This window comes from Pantoea sp. DY-15 (assembly GCF_019795935.1).
Classification (GTDB): Bacteria; Pseudomonadota; Gammaproteobacteria; order Enterobacterales; family Enterobacteriaceae; genus Pantoea; species Pantoea leporis.
Genome location: NZ_JAIMIF010000002.1, coordinates 735,936 through 754,162 on the forward strand (window position 1 = coordinate 735,936; position 18,227 = coordinate 754,162).

Here is an 18,227-nt window from a genome sequence, read left to right on the forward strand (position 1 = left end):
TACTCATTCGTTTAAACCTTATGAAAATACCCGCTTTCACGCATATCCTGCAATAACCCCGGCCCGCTCGGCTGCCAGTTAAACGTCTGACGCGTCCACGCGCTGGAGGAGGGATTATCGGTAGACGCAAAAAATGCCATCCAGCCTAACCACGCTTTAGCTTCTTCCAGTGTCAGGCTTTTCACCGGCAGTGATAATCCGGCGCCGATGGTTTCGGCAATCTGCCGGAACGGCACGCCTTCTTCCTGCACCGCATGCAGAATCGCACCCGGCTCAGCCTTTTCAGCCGCAAGGCAAAACAGTTCAGCGGCATCATCGCGATGTACCGCAGGCCAGCGATTATCACCCTCGCCGACATACACCGCCGCGCCTTTTTCCTTCGCCATATTGATGATCATCGGAATAAATCCGTGATCGCCTACGCCATGTACGGTTGGCGGTAAGCGCACCAGCGCCACGCGCACGCCGCTGTCGGCCAACGCCAGCGCCGCGACGTTGGAGTTGGAACGTGGATGCGCGCCCGCTGCCGGTAGAATCTGTTCGGTGGCGAGATGTCCCGGCGACACTAGCGCGGTGCCGGTGGTGACAATCAGCGGGCGATCTGAACCTGCCAATACGTCACCCATCGCCAGAATCGCACGCTGATCGACATCGGCGGCATGATCCATGCGGCTGAAATCGTGGATATACCCGGCGTGGATCACCCCATCGCTCTGTTCTACCGCCTTGCGTAGGCCGTCGAGATCTTGCAGATCGCCGCGAATCACCTGCACACCTTGCTGCTGCAGTTTTTCTGCGGAAGCCTCGCTGCGCGCCAGACCTTGCACCTGATAACCGCGTGCCTGCAATTTTTTCACAATGGCGGAACCGATAAAGCCGCTCGCCCCGGTCACAAAAATTCGCATATTGGTGCTCCACTTTTTCAAAGTTGAAGCACTATCATAAAAGTCTGCGACGCGACGAAAAGTCGTGAGCTTATACAGGTATAGGCACTAACAGGATAAAGGCATGACTCAGCAAGATGACAACCTGCTCGGAAACTATCTGCGTGAACGTCGCCAGCGGTTGGATGCGGCGAAACTCGGCTACACCTTATTGCGTCGCCGCACGCCGGGCCTGCGCCGGGAAGAAGTGGCGGTGCGTGCGTGTGTCAGCACTACCTGGTATACGTGGCTGGAGCAGGGCAGAGGCGGCGCGCCATCGGAAGAAGTATTGGAACGCTTAGCCCGCGCATTAGAGCTGAGCGCCGCCGAGCGCGATCATCTGTTTTTGCTGGCGCAAAATCGTCTGCCTGGCGTGACATGGCAGGCGGGCGTGGATGTTTCGCCATCGCTGCAGCGCGTGCTCGACAGCATGGAGAACACGCCTGCGCTGGTCAAAACCGCCGAGTGGCAAGTGGTGGCGTGGAACCGTGCGGCAACCAAAGTGTTTGTCGATTACGCTGAACTGCCGCCGGCCCAGCGCAATATCCTGCTGATGATGTTCCGTAATGAAGAGATGAAAAAGCGTCTGCCGGACTGGCACAAAGTGACGCGCGGCATGGTGGCGAATTTCCGTGCGGATGTGGCGCGCACCGGCGCCAGCGAGCATGTGCGTGCGCTGGTGGATGAGTTGTGCGAGATGAGCGACACCTTCCGCCAGCTGTGGCAATCGCAGGAAGTGAGCCAGCATGGCGAAGGTATCAAACAGCTGTGGCTGCCGGACGAAGGCGTGCTGGAGCTGGAATACAGCACCTTCGCGGTTGAAGGCAAACCGGGTTTAAGTCTGGTGGTGTTTAATCCGCGTCAGCAGCACGATCGGGATTGTGTGGCGCGGCTGATGGCGCGTCCGTAGCGGCGCGATAGTGGGCTTCCATCTCATCCAGCGCCGCCTGATTCTCCAGCCCCCATTGATACATCTGCTCAATCGGTGCCGCGAACGTCATGCCGAGCGGAGTTAAGCGGTAATCCACTTTCGGCGGCACCACATCATAGACGTGACGCGCAATCAGCCCGCGCTGCTCCAGCTCTTTTAACGTCTGAAATAGCATCTTCTTCGAAATTCCCTGCAGGCTGCGCTGCAACTCGCCGGTGCGCGCGCGATGGTTCGGCCAGTGATAGAGCGCGTGCAGAACCATGCTGCTCCATTTGACCGAGAACAGATCCATTAACCGTCGCGGCGGCGAATCCGCATAAAAAAACAGTTTACCGTCAACAATCGCGGGCATAGTTCGCGCCTCCATTATGGTTACCAAAAGGTAACTACTATCAATTTTGCACCATGTTCACTATAGTCTGCCGCCTTCAGCTAGCCAAAGCCAGTTCATTTCGGAGGCACTATGAAAATCAATGCATTAGTCGCACACGACGCGGCCCAGCCGCTCTCTTCCAGCCAGATTGCGCTGCGTCCGCTGCAGCAGCAGGATGTCAAAATTGAAATTCTGTACTGCGGCGTGTGCCATTCAGACCTGCACATGGCACGTAACGAATGGGCGGTGAGCCGTTATCCGCTGGTGCCGGGACATGAAATCGTCGGACGCGTGGTAGAAACCGGCGCGGACGTAACGAATTTCAAAACCGGTGATGTGGTTGGCGTCGGCGTGATGGTCGATTCCTGCCGCGAATGCCATTTCTGCCAGCAGAAAGAAGAGCAGTATTGTGAATCCGGCTTTGTTGCGACCTACAACGGCATCGACAAATACACCGGCGACAGCACGTGGGGCGGCTATGCGCAGAATGTGGTGGTCGATCAGCACTTTGTGGTGTCCGTACCGCAAACCTTGCCGTTAGCTGGCGTTGCGCCGTTGCTGTGTGCGGGCGTCACTGTTTGGTCGCCGCTGCGTCACTTTAACGTGCAAGCGGGAGATAAAGTCGGCGTGGTCGGTTTGGGCGGATTAGGTCATATGGCGGTTAAGCTGGCGAGCGCGATGGGCGCGGAAGTCACGCTGTTTACCACGTCACCGGCCAAAGGTGAAGATGCGTTGCGCTTGGGGGCGACGCGCGTGGTGGTTTCACGTGACGCCGGGCAGATGGCCGCCGCGCAAACTTCACTGGATTTCATCGTAGACTGCGTCTCGGCTCCGCACGATCTCGATCCTTACCTTGCAACGCTGAAAACCAACGGTCGCTTAGTGCTGGTCGGTATTCCTGAGCAACCGCACCAATCTCCAAATGTCACGCCGATGGTAAATCGTCGTTTGAGCATTAGCGGCTCATCAATTGGCAGCATTCAGGAAACTCAGGAGATGCTGGATTTCTGCGGTAAGCACAATATCACTGCCGATATTGAACTGATTGCCGGTCAAGAGATCGAAATGGCGTTCGCGCGCATGTTGAAGGGTGATGTGAAGTATCGTTTCGTTATCGATATGCAAGCGACCCGCTGGTAAAGCGTTTCTGCCCGCACGTTGTTGTGGGCAATTTCATGCTGAAATCGCCTGGATAAAAAATTTCATACCATTGAAATAACGGATTTTTATTCCTTAATCCGTTGTACCAACTCGCCAGAAAAAAATGGCGCATATAGTTACAACATACTTTTACATTATAACGTAACAACACTCGGTTTTGACTCTCTTGCGGCCTGTTAGTCGGACAGCAAAAATCGAGATTTTTATGCCCAACTGAGGTAATCCATCCATTCACAATTCACCGCATCAATCCTTTCCGCTTAAATGGAAGTGTCACTTCCTCTAAAACAATGTGTTTTGACTATCTTATTGAAATTAAGCATTTATTTTTGTGGCATGTAAATTGCTAAGTTTGGTTTTAACTTTTCAATCGATATCAAATAAATGAAAAAAATCATCACATTCGGCACCTTCGATGTGTTTCATGTTGGGCACTTACATATCTTACAGCGAGCAAAAAAGCTGGGTGACTGGTTAGCCGTCGGGGTTTCTTCTGATGCCCTAAACTTCCATAAAAAAGGGCGCAACCCGGTTTACGATGAAAGTGACAGAATGTCGATTATTGCGGGCATTAAATATGTCGATGAAGTGTTTCTGGAAGAATCGCTGGAATTGAAGGCTGACTATATTAAAAAATACAACGCCGATACGCTGGTAATGGGCGATGACTGGAAAGGGAAGTTTGATAAGTTTTCTTCACTGGCTGAAGTCGTTTACCTTGAGCGCACGCCCAGCATCTCCACCACGTCTTTAATTGAGATAATAAAGAAGCGCTAATGCCCTCAGCCCGCGTTCCAGGCTGAGGGCAGTCTTGCGGCTACATTATCGCATCAATGATAACCTGCGCTGCACGCTTACCGGCGTTGCCGTCATTAAATGCATCGCAATACTCGGTTTTGATGTGTTGCATCATCTCCGCTTGTTCACTCCATGGATAATCATCAGACAAATAATTTCTGATATCGACCATATCCCGCGCAACCGGTAAAAACTTGCGAACCTGCTGTTCTGGGCTTTCATGCGTGCTGAATGAGTTATTATCTTTCAACAGATTTTCCCTGCCGTCCCAATCCAGCAAGATGATGTTTTTATCGGCGTTGATAGCATCAAAAATAAAGCCGCTGTTATCGCTAATAACATAATCCGCCCGTTTCAGCAGCGTAAACGTGGACGTCTCAGGCTGGACGATTTTTTTCAGGAAGCGTTTGGCCGTTTTCAGTGCCAGTCGCTCGCTCTTTTTATACAGCGTTCCATGATGAAGTTTAGCAATAACATTAAACTCATTGCTAAGCCGACTCAGTTTCTCTGCCCAGTGAATGATTGAACTCAACTCGCCAAAGGTTGGCGCATAGAGCAGAGTCGGTTTTGTCGACGATAACTTTAAGTAATCGGGGCAATCCAGCGTGTATGCGTTGTTATGCCAGTCATCAAATCGCGGGTTACCCACCACCTTGGTGCGGTCGGCCAGATTCAGCGATTTTTCCGTGTAGTGGCTGTAGCATAAAATGTGGTGATACTTATTATTCCATTCAGCATGGTTCCACTCGTTTTTAGCCAAACCATAGACCGTACGAATATGCACCTTCGCAACATCCACCGCATAAGGAAGATGATAAGGACTTACCAGACAGGCGTATTTTTTGGACTCTTGCAAAACGGTGGAGAGCAGGCTGAAGCGTAATCCAGGAACATTTAGGGTGCGGAGATGGCTAACCATATTATTAACGAAGTCATCTTCAATTAAATTATTGATAATGATTTCGCAAGGTACTTTCTGATGCATTAGCTCGAGAATAATATTGCGGTAAACATCATAATGGAATGACGTTTCCATAAAAAATCCTACAACCTGTTCGTTGTTTATTGCGTTTGCTGACACGGTTTTTCCCATCCTGTACAAAAAGATACTAAATTCTTAGCAAAAACCATGCCAGGCGATTTTACTCGGTTTTTAAAGTGATTTTGCGAACTCACGGAAATGTTATTTCCATTTGCGGAAGGGATGATACCCAACATTGATACAGCAATCGTCACGTTCCACGTCGTCGCGGCGCGTCACATCCTGCAATCACTTTTTGCACAATCCTGAATAAACATTTCCCGCACTGCTCCGATAACTCCCTTACAAACCATAGAAAAATAATCAACGCAGGAGCAGGGAACATGGGGCTGGTATCCCGATTACGTAATGTGCGCATCACGCGTAAGCTGTCGGCAGGATTCGGCATTGTGCTGCTGTTAGTGGCACTGGCAACCGGATTGAGCGTGCAGCGCTTCAACGCCATTCATGACATCTATCAGAAAACTAACCTGATTTATGACATCAACATTGAAGTGTTCCAGGCCAAAATCAACCGCCTTAAGTATCTGTATGGCGATGACAAATCCGGCCAGGTGATGGCGAATTACGTTACGCATGCGCAGCAGCTCACCAGCGATGCGAAGCAGCTGTCATGGTCGGAAGGTGCCAGAGCGCGGGTGGATGAACTCGGAACGCACCTCGCCAGTTTCCAGAACAGCATTGGCGCGATGACGCAAGCCACGCAGCAACTCAATAGCTTGCGCTCGCAGCTCGATTCCTTAAGCCAGCAAGACATGACTCCGCGCTACACCCAACTGATTCGCACACCGGTTACTAATCCTGAACTTACCAATCAAATTTACCAGCAGCTGTTCGCTATCAGCAATGTGCGCGAAGAAGCCTGGGCGCTGCGTTTTAACGTCAGCGATGCGCTGCGTAAAACGCTGGAGAATCATTTCCAGCAGGCGGATCAAGGCATGAAAGCGCTGCTAGCGCAGTTGCCGTCGGAACAGCAGGGCGAATTCACCGCACTGTGGCAGGACACCGAGAAATTCAAAAGCCTGAGTTTGCAGGCGGCGGATGCCTATGGTCAGCTGCGTGCGGCGGAAGATACCGTCAAAGTGGCGGGCGATAAGAGCAGTGCGGCGATCAAACAGATCATCACCATCGTTAAAGCGCGTAACGATGAGCTGGCCAACGGCTCGGCGGCGATTTCCCTGCTGATTGGTGGTCTGGCGATTCTGTTCGGCGTGCTGGTGGCGTGGTACATCATTCGTCAGATTACGCGTCCGGTATTCCATAACCTGGAACTGGCGGAGCGCATCGCCAATGGCGATCTCAGCTCGCAGTTTGCCACCGATCGGCATGATGAACTCGGCAAGCTGACTTCGGCGATGGGACGCATGAACGAACGGCTGCGCAGCATGATCGGCGATGTGTTGAGCAGCGTGAGCAGCGTGTCGCAGGCGGCCAGCGCTATTAATCAGGGCAATCTCGATTTGTCATCGCGCACCGAACAACAAGCGGCGGCGGTGGTGGAAACCGCTGCCAGTATGGAGCAGCTCACTGCCACGGTGAAAAACAACGCCGCCAATGCACTTCAGGCAAGTCAGATTGCGGCGGAAGCGTCACACAACGCCAACAAAGGCGGCATCGCGGTGCGTGATGTGGTGAACACCATGGGCGAGATTTCTGATAGCTCGAAAAAGATCGCCGATATCACCGCCGTGATTAACAGCATCGCTTTTCAGACCAACATCCTCGCGTTGAACGCGGCGGTAGAAGCCGCGCGTGCCGGCGAGCAGGGACGCGGTTTTGCCGTGGTCGCCAGCGAAGTGCGCAATCTGGCACAGCGCAGCGCCGGGGCGGCGAAAGACATCGAACAGTTGATCAATGAATCGGTCGGACGCATCAGCAATGGCCACCAGCAAGTGGCGCGCGCCGGTGAAACCATGGATCAGATTCTCGGCAGCATTGCGCGCGTAAATGAGATCATGGGAGAGATTTCCGCTGCATCGGATGAACAGAGCCGCGGCATCGAGCAAATTGCCCGTGCGGTCGGCGAGTTGGATACCACCACGCAGCAGAATGCCACGCTGGTGAGCGCCTCTTCGCACTCGGCGAACTCGCTGGAAGAGCAGGCGCTAATGCTGGAGAGATTGGTGTCGCAGTTCCGCTTGCAAGGTGCTGCACGTTAGAAAAACAGAGTGGAAGTAGATCCAGATTTACTTCCACTGTCTCTGTTTTGATCAGAATGCCACATTTTTGTGCGGTTGCAGAACTACAAGGTAAATATTCTTAAAATAAAGCGACCTGCCGCCAATTTTTCCCGTTAAACTGCAATTCTTGTCGTCCTGATACTTCCCGTGCATGAACTACTACTCACCTGACGATAGCCATTTGAAGCGGCGCTCCCAACGCTTCGTCCGCCGCATGTTTATCATGCGTCAGCTAGGCACGATTTTATGTTTTTTCCCGATTCTCTCGGTACTGATGGAGAGGGATCGTGGCCTGCCGTTTAGCGCCCTGTTATTTGTGAATGCGTTTCTCTGGCCGTGGCTGGCTTATCATCGTGCGTTGCGGGCCGAAGATTCCACCACTACCGAGCGGCAAAATTTAACCCTCGATGCCGCCTTCGGTGGCATTTGGGTGGCGCTGATGGCGCTGAGTCCCCTACCTTCATTTGTCATCATGGCGGTGCTGGCCTCGGACCGCTACGCTGCGGGCGGTGCCGCGCAGCTCATCGCAGCGATGCAGGCATTTCTCTGCGCATTTGTGCTGGTATGGCTGGTGGATGGCGCGGGCGTTGATTTGGCATTCAGCACGCGAACCGTCTGGCTAAGCTTGCCGCTGGCAACCTGCTACATGCTGGTGCTCAGCGTCACCTCGTACAATCTCACCTGGCAACTGCGCAAACGTAACCGTGAGCTGGAGCGCATTGCGCTGATGGATCCCGGGCTGGAAATCCCGAATCGTCGCTTGTTTGAACGTCGGCTGGAGAGCGAATTTCTCAGCACGCGTCGTGGCGACAGCGCTGGCTATTTACTGCTTATAGACCTCGATTATTTCAAATCGGTAAACGATACGTGGGGACACGAGGCGGGGGATTTCCTGCTGGCGGAAATTTCATCGCTGCTGCGAAATCATGTGGGATTGCAGGATATTCCAGCGCGTTTTGGCGGCGATGAGCTAGGCGTGATTGTGCATCATGCCAGCGACGAATCGGTGGTGGCGCTGGCCCAACGTTTGCAGGAAAAGATCGCGCAGGTGCGTTTACCGGCATCGGCGGAGTTTCGTTGTTCGGTGAGTATAGGTATTGCATCGGCAGCGCATGCAGAATCCATACGTCACTGGTTGCGGCATGCCGATGAAGCGCTGTATGAGGTGAAACGCGCCGGACGCAACGGCGTACGCTTGTGGCAACCGTCACTGGCCGGCGCGGCCTGAATCACACGAACTCGGGTTCGCAGTTCACTGGGAAGTTAAGCGAGTTAGCAATAAAGCAGGCTTCGTGGGCCTGATGATGCAGTTCACGCGCGCGGTCCGCATCCGCCGGATCGCGCAGCGCAATGCGCGGTTTCAACGTGATATTGGTAAACCGACCGCGCGTGCCCTCAATCATTGTCCCTTCCGCTGCATCTTCATAAGCTTCCACCACAATTCCGGCGTCAGAACATAAATGCAGATACCACAATTTGTGGCATGCCGAGGCCGAAGCCAGCAGTAACTCTTCCGGATTCCAGCGCGCCGCATCCCCGCGAAACGCCGAATCGGCGCTCAGTGCAACCGTCTCTTTGCCAGCGGCAATCAGCTCCGCGTTACGGTCGTAAGCGGTGTAAGATGCGGTACCATTGCCGCGGTTGCCAGTCCAGCGCACCGTGACCTGATAATGGTGTTTCTTTGCTGCCATTTCTGATGCTCCTTTTATGACGGAAGCACGCAGTCTAACCTGTGTGCAGCAGAGTCGCCATTTATGTCAGATAAGCACGTATGTATGCAGGTGCGCATGAATGCGCCCCTTCAATAACCTGCCAAATAAACGTAGGGTCGCCATTCATGGCGACCAGAAATCAAACACGAGCGGCAAATCCTCATCAATCCGTTTACCAACATGCAATAGTAAAACGCATAAAAAAATAAAGTTATAGCAAATATTGCCGATAACCTTTTTCGCATTTATCAGAAGACCATTCCATCTTATATCTCTTGAACTTCACTCTTTCATTTTTGTTGGTTTTTTAAGATTTGAATAAGGAAATTTTATGAAGTGTTTAAACGCCTTGTTAATCCCCGTAGTACTGAGCCTTTCAGGTTGCTCTAATTTATTCCCTGAACCCAAACAATTCACACCGCCAACTGAAAATTCTGATGTGGCAAAAATTCGTCTTATCGGTGCTCCAATGAGTTATGCATTGTATCAGACGGACAGTTCAGGTAAAAAAACCGGTGGATGGGTTTTAAAGCATAATGCATATCTTAATCCTTTTTTAGGTTCTACAAAGGATATCGGATTACCAAAAATAACAGGCAAGAAATATAAGGACGATTATATCGAGACATTGCTTGTTCCTGATGAAAAAACCATCATTCATCACTCATTATATCAGGGGTGTCACGTGAATCTGCCGTTTGTCCCTGAAAAGAAGAAAATTTATGAAGCTCATATCAGCTATGGCGATAAGACAGGATATTGTGTTCTATATCTCAAGGAAGTTGTGCTTGATAGCGTAAATGGAATCTACGTTGAAAAGGAACTTTCAAAATGAAATGGGGGAGATTAATTCTCACAGGATGGATTTGCGCGCTCATCTCTTCATGTGCAGCTAACGTTGATCGTACAAAAGAGACTCGTCTTTCAGACTATTCAGAGAAAGAAATTAAGCAGAAACTCGTCCCTGAAGTGACGAGCCGTAAAGAAGTACTGCTCACTTTTGGCACTCCGATAAATTCAGTCAATTATAATAATGCTAAGCGTTGGGAATATCACTCTAAAATTGTTGATAGACGCATCTATTTTCTCATCCCATTAATCAATGACAGAGAGCAATCTCTCACTATCGATTTTTCAGATAAAGGAATAATCACAGCTTATCACTATGATGAAAAGTGATTGCGAAGTTTGAACTACCAACATTCCGCAACAACGCCATTTATTGCGCAATAACCTGCCGAATAATCGTTGGGTCGCCATTAATGGCGACCTTTTCAAGCATTACTCACTCATTGGCATCGCTAAAGTGTATGCGCTTGATGACATCAATTTTCATCGATGCAGATGGGATTTTCGAGGCGCTATTAGGTAAAATCAGGAAATCGTTAGCGTTTTTTAAGGTAAATTTAAAATGTTAGAGACAAGCCGCCTGATCCTCCGACAATGGCAGGAAAAGGACTTACAACCCTTTGCCGAACTCAACGCTGATCCTGAAGTAATGAAGTATTTCCCAAAAGCGCTGAGTCGCAAGGAAAGTGACAACGTCGTTGCAAGATTCATGGATATGATTATTGCAAATCAGGGTTGGGGTTTTTGGGCCGTTGAGATGAAAGATTCCGGCGAATTTGTCGGTAGCGTGGGTTTAGCACATCAGCCAGATCGCTTCGACTTTTCTCCCTGCACGGAAATTGGCTGGCGTATCAATAAAAAATTCTGGGGGCAGGGAATTGCCAAAGAAGCCGCCGAAGCATCGCTAGCTTATGCGTTTAATGTTTTGCATCTTCCCGAGGTCGTTTCGTTTACCAGCATTCATAACACGCCATCTGAAAATCTGATGCAGCGATTGGGGATGCAGAAACAAGCTACCTTTCTCCATCCCGCATTACCTGCCGATCATGCGCTGGCTAAGCATGTGCTGTATAAGATTTTCCACAAGAACTTTATTGACTCGCCTCTCTAACTCCGGCGTCAGTCAATGTCGCCCGCACATGAGGAAGACTCTGCGGATAATTTTGCTGAATAAACTCAATCATCTTTTCCCGCACGTAACAGCGTAAATCCCAGGCGGTGGGGGAATTCTGCGCCGTCATCAATAGTCTGATGGTCATGGTTTTATCGGTGGTATCCGTAACCTGTAGCACCTGAGTTTGTTGATCCCAAAGTTTGGTTTCACTGAGGACTTTTTCAAAATGCTTGCGCAGAGGATCTAATGGCATGGAATAATCGAGGTAGAGAAAAACCGAGCCTAATATTTGGGCGTTATTGCGCGTCCAGTTCTGGAAGGCATTTTCGGTAAAGTAGGTAATGGGCAGCACCAAACGACGCAGATCCCAGATACGCACCACCACATAAGTCAGGTTGATCTCTTCAATCCAGCCCCATTCATTTTCCACCACCACAGCATCATCAATTTTTATCGGTTGGGTAAAGGCGATTTGAATCCCGGCAAACAAGTTAACCAGCGATTTCTGCAGGGCAAAGCCAATGATTATACCGGCAACGCCGGCACCGGCGAGGATGGTGGTGCCGAATTTTCGCACCCCAGGGAAACTGAGCAAAATTAGCGAAAGACACAATGTCACCAATACGACGATTGCTACTTTTTTCACATACATTATCTGCGTGCGAATTTTTCGGGCACGAAGGTTATTCGACAGATTGATATCGTAGCGAATAAAAAGCATATCCTGCGCCACATTAATTAATCGAATAAGCACAGAACAGAAGGATAAGATAATGAATATATTAACGGTGGTGGTAATAAAACTCAGGGATCCCGGTTGGATGTTAACAGAATTAAGTCCAGCACTGATTAACAGTAAAGGAATAAACAGGAACATCGATCCGCGCAGATGCTTTTCCAGTGATTTGAACAGTTTTCTGTCACGATTCTGCCAGTAGCGGATAAATCTGAGAAGGATAAAACGCGCCAGAAATCCTATTGCGAGGGAGAGAGTGACAAGCAAAACAGCAGGCACCCATGTTGGAGCACCAGATAACTCATCAAATAATAATGGCATTACTTTCCCTTTTATTAAGCCAACAACCTGGGTTGTCAGATAAGTCAAAAAAATCAGTAACCATTCTGTTATCGGTTATCTGCGGATTATTTATTCATGCACATCAGTATAGACGCTGTGACAGCAGGGGATGAATAGTAAGTGCATTGGTCGCCATGAATGGCGACCCTACGGCAGTTTGGCGAGGTTTGCAGGGGGGCACATTGATGCGCACCTGTTACGATAGTCGGTAAATCAATCACTTTGAAACTACAACTTTAGCTGGCTGCCTAAAATAGCATCGGCTTCCTGCAATGTCACATCGAGTCCGGCTGAAGGCGTAAATGTCAATTCGCCAAAAATAACCTTACCGTTGAGAAGGTAGAAGTCAGCGCGCACAAATTTAAAATCAGCTGCCAGCTTAACCGCATACTCTTTCATTTTGTTGAAACCTTCCGGCACTTTGGGATAGCTGTTGGTATTGATCAATTCAACAGTGTCTTCAAAGGGAAGCGGGTTCCAGTTCATATCAAAATAATAAAATTTCGGTGTGCCTTTCTCTCGCTCCATGCAAACCATTACCGCATAGGGTTTTCCATTGAAACAGTAGAATTTGTAATCCTCTGGAAAGCCACCACGTTCATTCTCAATATATTTTTCGCATAAGATTTTGCGATCTATTTTCTTATACTGGGGTTCAATAAAATGGGTTGAGAAATCCTGTTTTAACCATTTATTGAGCTGCTTGTTGGTTTGTCCAATGTCCAGTGAAGCTTTGTTGTCACAGATGATGTTATAGCCTGCACCATGGTTACACTTGAGGGCAAACTTATCGGGTAATGCGCGGTAGTCAATATCCTGTGGGTCATCATAAACGCCGTAGAGTTCATTCAGGATTTCACCACATCCTTTCGCTATCACATAATCCCGAACTTTATACTTATCCGCGCACAAAGTATAAATATCACCATTTAACTCATTGAATTTGAGCCACTGAATTTTTTCATTAAAATTGATTGGGTTGGTTAAGTTCAGCTTTTTCTTAAACTTAATATAGTAATGTGTTTTAGCGCAAAATTCTGGGTACATGTATGCGCTGATTTTTAACGCTGATTTGACTGTGTGTTTTATCATCTTCATTAAAATTATCTCAGTTTGAAAATGTTAAGATGCATTTTGATGATTGTTTTATTTCTAAAGAAGTAATTGAGTAAAGTGCAAGACAAAATCTCAACGATCAAAAAACAGTATGCAGCCCCATTAATACCGTAGGAATTAATCATTAGCCAGGATAGCGGTATGGTTAAGATACAGCATAAAAACATCTTTTTAGCCAGGTAACTGTATCCGGACTCTTTTATCATGTAGCGATAACAAATTGTGCCTAATGCAGAGAACATGGTACCAATTATAATAATGGGAATGATATTTACCGAATCCATATACTTATCGCCATACAGTAAATGAATAAAGTAAGCACCAAAAATATAAAATCCACCTAATGCAATAAGCGAAAAAAGGATGACAATGCGATTGATTTTAATCAGCAGCATTTCAACGGTGATTTGATCTTTTTCGCTGTAGATCTTTGAGAAGAAGCTTGTTATTAATGCCAATACGATAAAAGACCAGGCACCTCCTATGGTTAACGCGACGCTATACACGCCCAGGTTTGAGTAAGAAAGGATTTTTGCCAAAAAAATGCTCGATATCTGCGTATAGATGTCAGCCGATAGACTCGACAAAATCAACGCTCCCCCGGTGAATAACATATGGCGGTTATACATCCCGGCGCCTTTACGACTCGCATTTATTTTTGTGGTGTATTTAAAATAGATAAGTCGCAGGATATAAGGTATGAGCGGGATGACAATAATAGGAATGGTGAAGTAGTACACGGGCATTTTAAAGTATGAAATCGAGAATCGAATCAACAGAGCGACTGATAATCCAATCACATTGGTGATGGTGTTTATTTTTGATTTTAACTGCGTGTTGTTGTAGATGGAAAAGAAGTCCATCACGATGTAGTAAGTGGCAATGCAGTTGGCCAAACCAAATAGAAACACAATGATGTCAGTGAAGAGGTAGAGGTAAATCAACACTGCGCTTGATGACAGGAGGAAGAAGAACCGCCGTTGATTTTGCGTGTGCATCGCTAATGCGATTCCAGACTTACTATTTTCACTCATGCGTTTAAAAATGATGTTCTGACCGCCAAACCACGATAGCGTTTGCACAAATATAAACAGAGAAGTAGAAATGTTGATTTTGCCAAAGTCTTCAGGGCCAATGTATTTTGCCATAAGCGCATTTATATATATCAGCCCGATGATATTGACCGACTTTTCTAACATGATCCATATTGAGTTAGAGTACATTGCTCGTTTCTCATGTTTATAGCAGTATTGATGATGTTCAGCGTGTATAATTAATCATCCACAATATGAAACTTTTTGCTATATGCGTTAATGTTATTTTTTATTGCAACATGCTCATATATAAGCAGCGTTCAATGTCATATCATTTATTTATACTTGATTAATTTGGTTGACAGTGTGGCTGCTGAAATTGAATTAGTGAAGGGTTTTTAGATTAATCAGAATAGTGACATGGATTTCTAAATAATGAGTCCATTATTTAATGTTGTTTGCAGTAAATAATATGATGAGAAATGAGCTGATCAGTCAGAGTGGCAGGTAACAAACATATAACTGCTCTGCCAATCAACTCACTTGAAGCACCTCAAAGCGTCAGCCGAATAAACGCCTGAATATCCTCAACAGCTTCACGGTGTTTTGCCGGAGTCGGGCTGATCGTCAGGCTGTCGGCATAGCCGTTGAGCATGGCGGCGAGCTGGCGGGTGAAACGCGCTGTTTCAACAGGCCGGTAAATACCATTAGCGATCCCTTGCTCAACGATTGTGGTGATGAAATGGCTCCACTTCTGAATAAATAATTCTGCTAGCTCAGCAAAGGCTTTATCGCGGCCCGCCATTTGCCATAGTGAACCGTAAAGCTGCCAGACAGCGTCCGGGGCATCCGGCAGATAATTTTCTATGACGGTATGCAGTTTTTCAGCAGGTAACGTGGATTCAATGGATCGTGAGAAATCATCCAGCTCGTTCTGCAAATACCTTGTAAGGGCTGCGATGCACAGCGTCTGCCAGTCGCTGAAATAATAGTAAATATGACTACGTGAGATTGAGAGCCGTTCGGTCAGTTCGCGTGTCGAAACGTTTTCGATACCTTTCTCGGCGAACAGCATTGCAGCGCCATCCAATATGCGGTCTTTCAGCGCTTCCCTGGTTTCTTTCATGTTGCGGCTCCGTTGACTTTGAGCAGTTGCTCAAATAGACTTCCGATCAGAATTTGAGCATTCGCTCAAATTAATATTAACAGAAAATGATCCTATGCAAACGCATGAAATTATTGAACCGGTCAAAGTAACCGGCAGCGCGATTCAAACTTTAAAACACCTTGGGCGCCGTCATTACAGAAAGCTTTTCTTTACCTTATTGCTGGTTATTGCTGAAAACGTGACCTATTTGCTCTATCCATTGCTGGCCGGTTTTGCCATCAATGCCATCGTCGCAGGTAAGGCATGGCATGCATTATTTTATGCCCTTATGGTTTTCACCATGTGGGTTATCGGTGCTGCGAGGCGCAGCCTTGATACGCGCACCTTCGCGAGGATTTATGCCGAACTGGCGGTGCCGGTAATTGTTGCCCAGCGTCGGGAAAATCATAGTCATTCGACTATCGCCGCGCGCGTTGCGCTTTCAAGAGAGTTCGTCGACTTCTTTGAAAAACATCTGCCGGTATTGATTACTTCGCTGGCATCTATCAGCGGGGCAGCGTTGATGCTGCTGGCGATTGAATTCTGGTCGGGAATTGCCTGCCTGGCTGTTTTAGTGTTCTTTTCGTTTTTTCTGCCGGGTTACACCACTAAAAATGAGGCTCTATTTTTCCGGCTTAATGGTCGACTTGAAAAAGAAGTGGGCTTTATCAGCAGCGCTCCGGTGGCCTCTTTAAGCAGACATTACCGCGTGCTGGCGGGGCTGCGCATTCGCCTGTCCGATCGCGAAGCGATGGGATACCTTGCGATTGGCGCGGTCACCGCTTTGTTGTTTGCCATGACCATTTCCACCATGGCGTTACGGGGTGGAACCGATGCTGGCCATATTTATTCCGTCATGACTTATCTCTGGATGTTTGCGATGAGTCTGGATGATGCACCGCAACTGCTTGAAAAATATTCCCAGCTGAAAGATATCGGGAAAAGAGTGAATACCGATTCTGTCTAGATGCCAGCTGCAAGGACGGCAACTGGCTCGAAATGCCGCTCGATCCCGGAGGATCACCATTCATGGTGACCAGGTGCGCATGAATGCGCGCCCTACGAATAACCTCTCACTCCTGCACACGCTCAAAGGTGGCAATCACCCGGTCGATATGCTTCTTCATCGCGCTTCTCGCTGCTTTCGCATCGCGTTTTTCCAGCGCGGAGAGAATCGCCATATGTTCGGACTCTGAGACAAACGGCATATCGCTTGGCGTGTAGTGCGCCTGTAGCATGCGGAACATGCTGCCATAGCGATGGCCGAGCAGGTGGCCGATGATAAATCCATAGGCAGGATTACCGCTCGCCTGGGCAATGCGGATATGGAACAGGCGGTCGCCGGGATGAGTACGCGACTGCGCGCGGTTGTCCTCGCAGTTTTGCAAATACGCTGCGCGAATCAGCGCCAGTTCCTGCTCGCTGGCATGCACAGCAGCAAGCGCAGCGGCTTCCGGTTCAATCAGACGGCGGGCTTGCAGCAGCGAGAAGGGCGGCAGCTCGGTGGAGAAATCCAGATTGATGCCCAGTTCATCGTCCGGCTCGTTCCACTGATCGCGTCCGGCCTGCATCATCACCGGCTCCTGCGTGCTGGAACGCGCTTTCACAATCACGCCATTGCCGACCTTCACATCCACCAGACCAATCACCTCGAGTGCGATCAGCGCTTCACGCACCGATGCACGACTCACTTGTAGCTGCTCAGCCAATTCGCGCTCCGCTGGCAAGCGGCTACCGGGCGGAAATTCGTTATTGTCGATAAGTCGCGTCAGTTGATCTGCTATTTGTCTGTAAAGCCTGGGGTTTTCCATCTTTTTGATCGGCATTGCGCTGCTCCCTGTCTAAATAAATTAAGTGATCAGTTGCACAAATAATCGTCAGGACACTTGTCAATGTTACGCAATTGTCAATAAAACGTAATGCGTAAGAGAAAAAGTAGCCAGCGTTATTTTGCTATCCCGCTGGGAAAAAATCACCTTTCAATGGCCTGACCATTAGATCTTTGGGCCAGAGGAAATGCAATGAATTTACATGGAAAACGCGTGTTGATCACCGCCGCCGGACAAGGCATCGGGTTAGCCAGTGCGCGCTACTTTGCGGAGCAGGGCGCAGACGTCATCGCCAGCGATATCAACATTGCCGCGCTGCAGGATCTGCCCGGTATTCGCGCGTATCAGCTGGATGTCACCGACCGCCAGGCGATTAGCGCGGCGGCGCAGGAACTCGGCACGCTGGATGTGTTGTTCAACTGCGCGGGCGTAGTACACAGCGGCAGCCTGCTGGAATGCAGCGAGAAAGAGTGGCAGTTCGCGCTCGACCTCAACGTCACCGCGATGTTTCGCATGATCCAGGCGTTTCTGCCCGCGATGCTGCAACAGCAGAAAGGGTCGATCATCAACATGTCATCGGTGGCATCGAGTGTGAAAGGCGTGGTCAATCGCTTTGCCTACAGCGCTACCAAAGCGGCGGTGATTGGCCTGACGCGTTCGGTGGCGGCGGATTACATAGGCGAAGGTATCCGCTGCAACGCGATCTGCCCCGGCACCATCGATTCGCCGTCGCTGCGTCAGCGCATTGCCGCGCAGGCGCAAGCGGAAGGACGCAGCGAAACGGAGGTTTATAACGGCTTTGTCGCGCGCCAGCCGATTGGCCGTATCGGCACTACAGAAGAGATCGCTTATCTGGCGGCCTATCTGGCTTCCGATGCCAGCGCTTACACCACCGGCACCGCGCAGATTATTGATGGCGGCTGGAGCAACTAACAGGAGT

The 18,227-nt window shown here is 49.1% G+C and carries 19 protein-coding genes; 10 read left to right on the top strand and 9 right to left on the bottom strand.

Annotated elements, in window-relative coordinates; translation table 11 throughout:
- Window positions 1-11 precede the first annotated feature (11 nt).
- Window positions 12-905 carry an SDR family oxidoreductase gene (locus K5Y32_RS12090; RefSeq protein WP_222184069.1) on the bottom strand — a complete coding sequence of 298 codons (894 nt, stop codon included), beginning with the start codon at window positions 903-905 and terminating at the stop codon, window positions 12-14.
- A 103-nt stretch (window positions 906-1,008) separates the two neighbouring features.
- Here K5Y32_RS12090 and K5Y32_RS12095 point away from each other — a divergent pair, with 103 nt between their 5' ends.
- Entirely contained in the window at window positions 1,009-1,833 is an 825-nt protein-coding gene (locus K5Y32_RS12095) for a helix-turn-helix transcriptional regulator (protein WP_176973275.1), read from the top strand.
- Here the strand turns inward: K5Y32_RS12095 and K5Y32_RS12100 are convergent.
- Window positions 1,775-2,206 (bottom strand): helix-turn-helix domain-containing protein, encoded by a 432-nt coding sequence (locus tag K5Y32_RS12100; protein WP_176973274.1) that lies wholly within the window; start codon window positions 2,204-2,206, stop codon window positions 1,775-1,777. The two genes, K5Y32_RS12095 and K5Y32_RS12100, sit on opposite strands and share 59 nt — an antisense overlap.
- 111 nt (window positions 2,207-2,317) lie before the next feature.
- Here K5Y32_RS12100 and K5Y32_RS12105 point away from each other — a divergent pair, with 111 nt between their 5' ends.
- Together K5Y32_RS12105 and K5Y32_RS12110 are read left to right on the top strand one after the other, a co-directional pair.
- Complete coding sequence (locus K5Y32_RS12105; RefSeq protein WP_222184070.1) at window positions 2,318-3,367, top strand: NAD(P)-dependent alcohol dehydrogenase; 1,050 nt, start codon at window positions 2,318-2,320, stop codon at window positions 3,365-3,367.
- A 405-nt stretch (window positions 3,368-3,772) separates the two neighbouring features.
- Window positions 3,773-4,165: an adenylyltransferase/cytidyltransferase family protein gene (locus K5Y32_RS12110; protein ID WP_222184072.1), complete on the top strand. Its 393-nt coding sequence runs from the start codon at window positions 3,773-3,775 to the stop codon at window positions 4,163-4,165.
- 40 nt (window positions 4,166-4,205) lie between these two features.
- On the opposite strand, the gene K5Y32_RS12115 is transcribed toward K5Y32_RS12110, so the two are convergent.
- Window positions 4,206-5,267 carry a CDP-glycerol glycerophosphotransferase family protein gene (locus tag K5Y32_RS12115; protein WP_222184074.1) on the bottom strand — a complete coding sequence of 354 codons (1,062 nt, stop codon included), beginning with the start codon at window positions 5,265-5,267 and terminating at the stop codon, window positions 4,206-4,208.
- 284 nt (window positions 5,268-5,551) lie between these two features.
- Between K5Y32_RS12115 and K5Y32_RS12120 the strand changes: the two genes are divergently transcribed.
- Together K5Y32_RS12120 and K5Y32_RS12125 are read left to right on the top strand one after the other, a co-directional pair.
- Window positions 5,552-7,387, top strand: a complete 1,836-nt coding sequence (locus K5Y32_RS12120; RefSeq protein WP_222184077.1) for a methyl-accepting chemotaxis protein — start codon at window positions 5,552-5,554, stop codon at window positions 7,385-7,387.
- Window positions 7,388-7,559: 172 nt separating this feature from the next.
- Window positions 7,560-8,636, top strand: a complete 1,077-nt coding sequence (locus K5Y32_RS12125) for a diguanylate cyclase (RefSeq protein ID WP_222184079.1) — start codon at window positions 7,560-7,562, stop codon at window positions 8,634-8,636.
- Between the two features lies 1 nt (window position 8,637).
- Here the strand turns inward: K5Y32_RS12125 and K5Y32_RS12130 are convergent, their stop codons facing one another.
- The gene (locus K5Y32_RS12130; RefSeq protein WP_222184081.1) at window positions 8,638-9,099 is read right to left on the bottom strand and encodes an OsmC family protein; all 462 of its coding nucleotides are present in this window, start codon (window positions 9,097-9,099) and stop codon (window positions 8,638-8,640) included.
- A gap of 352 nt (window positions 9,100-9,451) precedes the next feature.
- Here K5Y32_RS12130 and K5Y32_RS12135 point away from each other — a divergent pair, with 352 nt between their 5' ends.
- The 3 genes from K5Y32_RS12135 to K5Y32_RS12145 all read left to right on the top strand — a co-directional run bounded on the left by K5Y32_RS12135 (window position 9,452) and on the right by K5Y32_RS12145 (window position 11,080).
- Window positions 9,452-9,955: a hypothetical protein gene (locus tag K5Y32_RS12135; RefSeq protein ID WP_222184084.1), complete on the top strand. Its 504-nt coding sequence runs from the start codon at window positions 9,452-9,454 to the stop codon at window positions 9,953-9,955.
- Window positions 9,952-10,299, top strand: coding sequence for a hypothetical protein (locus K5Y32_RS12140; protein WP_222184086.1), 348 nt, complete (start codon window positions 9,952-9,954; stop codon window positions 10,297-10,299). The genes K5Y32_RS12135 and K5Y32_RS12140 overlap by 4 nt, the downstream gene beginning before the upstream one ends.
- 232 nt (window positions 10,300-10,531) lie before the next feature.
- Entirely contained in the window at window positions 10,532-11,080 is a 549-nt protein-coding gene (locus tag K5Y32_RS12145; RefSeq protein WP_222184088.1) for a GNAT family N-acetyltransferase, read from the top strand.
- On the opposite strand, the gene K5Y32_RS12150 is transcribed toward K5Y32_RS12145, so the two are convergent.
- The 4 genes from K5Y32_RS12150 to K5Y32_RS12165 all read right to left on the bottom strand — a co-directional run bounded on the left by K5Y32_RS12150 (window position 11,061) and on the right by K5Y32_RS12165 (window position 15,437).
- Window positions 11,061-12,140, bottom strand: a complete 1,080-nt coding sequence (locus K5Y32_RS12150; RefSeq protein ID WP_222184090.1) for a mechanosensitive ion channel family protein — start codon at window positions 12,138-12,140, stop codon at window positions 11,061-11,063. The two genes, K5Y32_RS12145 and K5Y32_RS12150, sit on opposite strands and share 20 nt — an antisense overlap.
- A 249-nt stretch (window positions 12,141-12,389) precedes the next feature.
- Window positions 12,390-13,259 carry an ATP-grasp fold amidoligase family protein gene (locus K5Y32_RS12155; protein ID WP_222184093.1) on the bottom strand — a complete coding sequence of 290 codons (870 nt, stop codon included), beginning with the start codon at window positions 13,257-13,259 and terminating at the stop codon, window positions 12,390-12,392.
- 5 nt (window positions 13,260-13,264) lie between these two features.
- Window positions 13,265-14,500, bottom strand: coding sequence for an oligosaccharide flippase family protein (locus K5Y32_RS12160; protein ID WP_222184095.1), 1,236 nt, complete (start codon window positions 14,498-14,500; stop codon window positions 13,265-13,267).
- 364 nt (window positions 14,501-14,864) lie between these two features.
- Window positions 14,865-15,437 carry a TetR/AcrR family transcriptional regulator gene (locus K5Y32_RS12165; protein ID WP_222184097.1) on the bottom strand — a complete coding sequence of 191 codons (573 nt, stop codon included), beginning with the start codon at window positions 15,435-15,437 and terminating at the stop codon, window positions 14,865-14,867.
- 94 nt (window positions 15,438-15,531) lie between these two features.
- Here K5Y32_RS12165 and K5Y32_RS12170 point away from each other — a divergent pair, with 94 nt between their 5' ends.
- Window positions 15,532-16,425, top strand: a complete 894-nt coding sequence (locus tag K5Y32_RS12170; protein ID WP_222184099.1) for an ABC transporter six-transmembrane domain-containing protein — start codon at window positions 15,532-15,534, stop codon at window positions 16,423-16,425.
- A gap of 106 nt (window positions 16,426-16,531) precedes the next feature.
- Here the strand turns inward: K5Y32_RS12170 and K5Y32_RS12175 are convergent, their stop codons facing one another.
- Window positions 16,532-17,284, bottom strand: a complete 753-nt coding sequence (locus tag K5Y32_RS12175; RefSeq protein WP_222184101.1) for a FadR/GntR family transcriptional regulator — start codon at window positions 17,282-17,284, stop codon at window positions 16,532-16,534.
- A 195-nt stretch (window positions 17,285-17,479) separates the two neighbouring features.
- Between K5Y32_RS12175 and K5Y32_RS12180 the strand changes: the two genes are divergently transcribed.
- The gene (locus tag K5Y32_RS12180; RefSeq protein ID WP_222184103.1) at window positions 17,480-18,220 is read left to right on the top strand and encodes an SDR family oxidoreductase; all 741 of its coding nucleotides are present in this window, start codon (window positions 17,480-17,482) and stop codon (window positions 18,218-18,220) included.
- Window positions 18,221-18,227 lie beyond the last annotated feature (7 nt).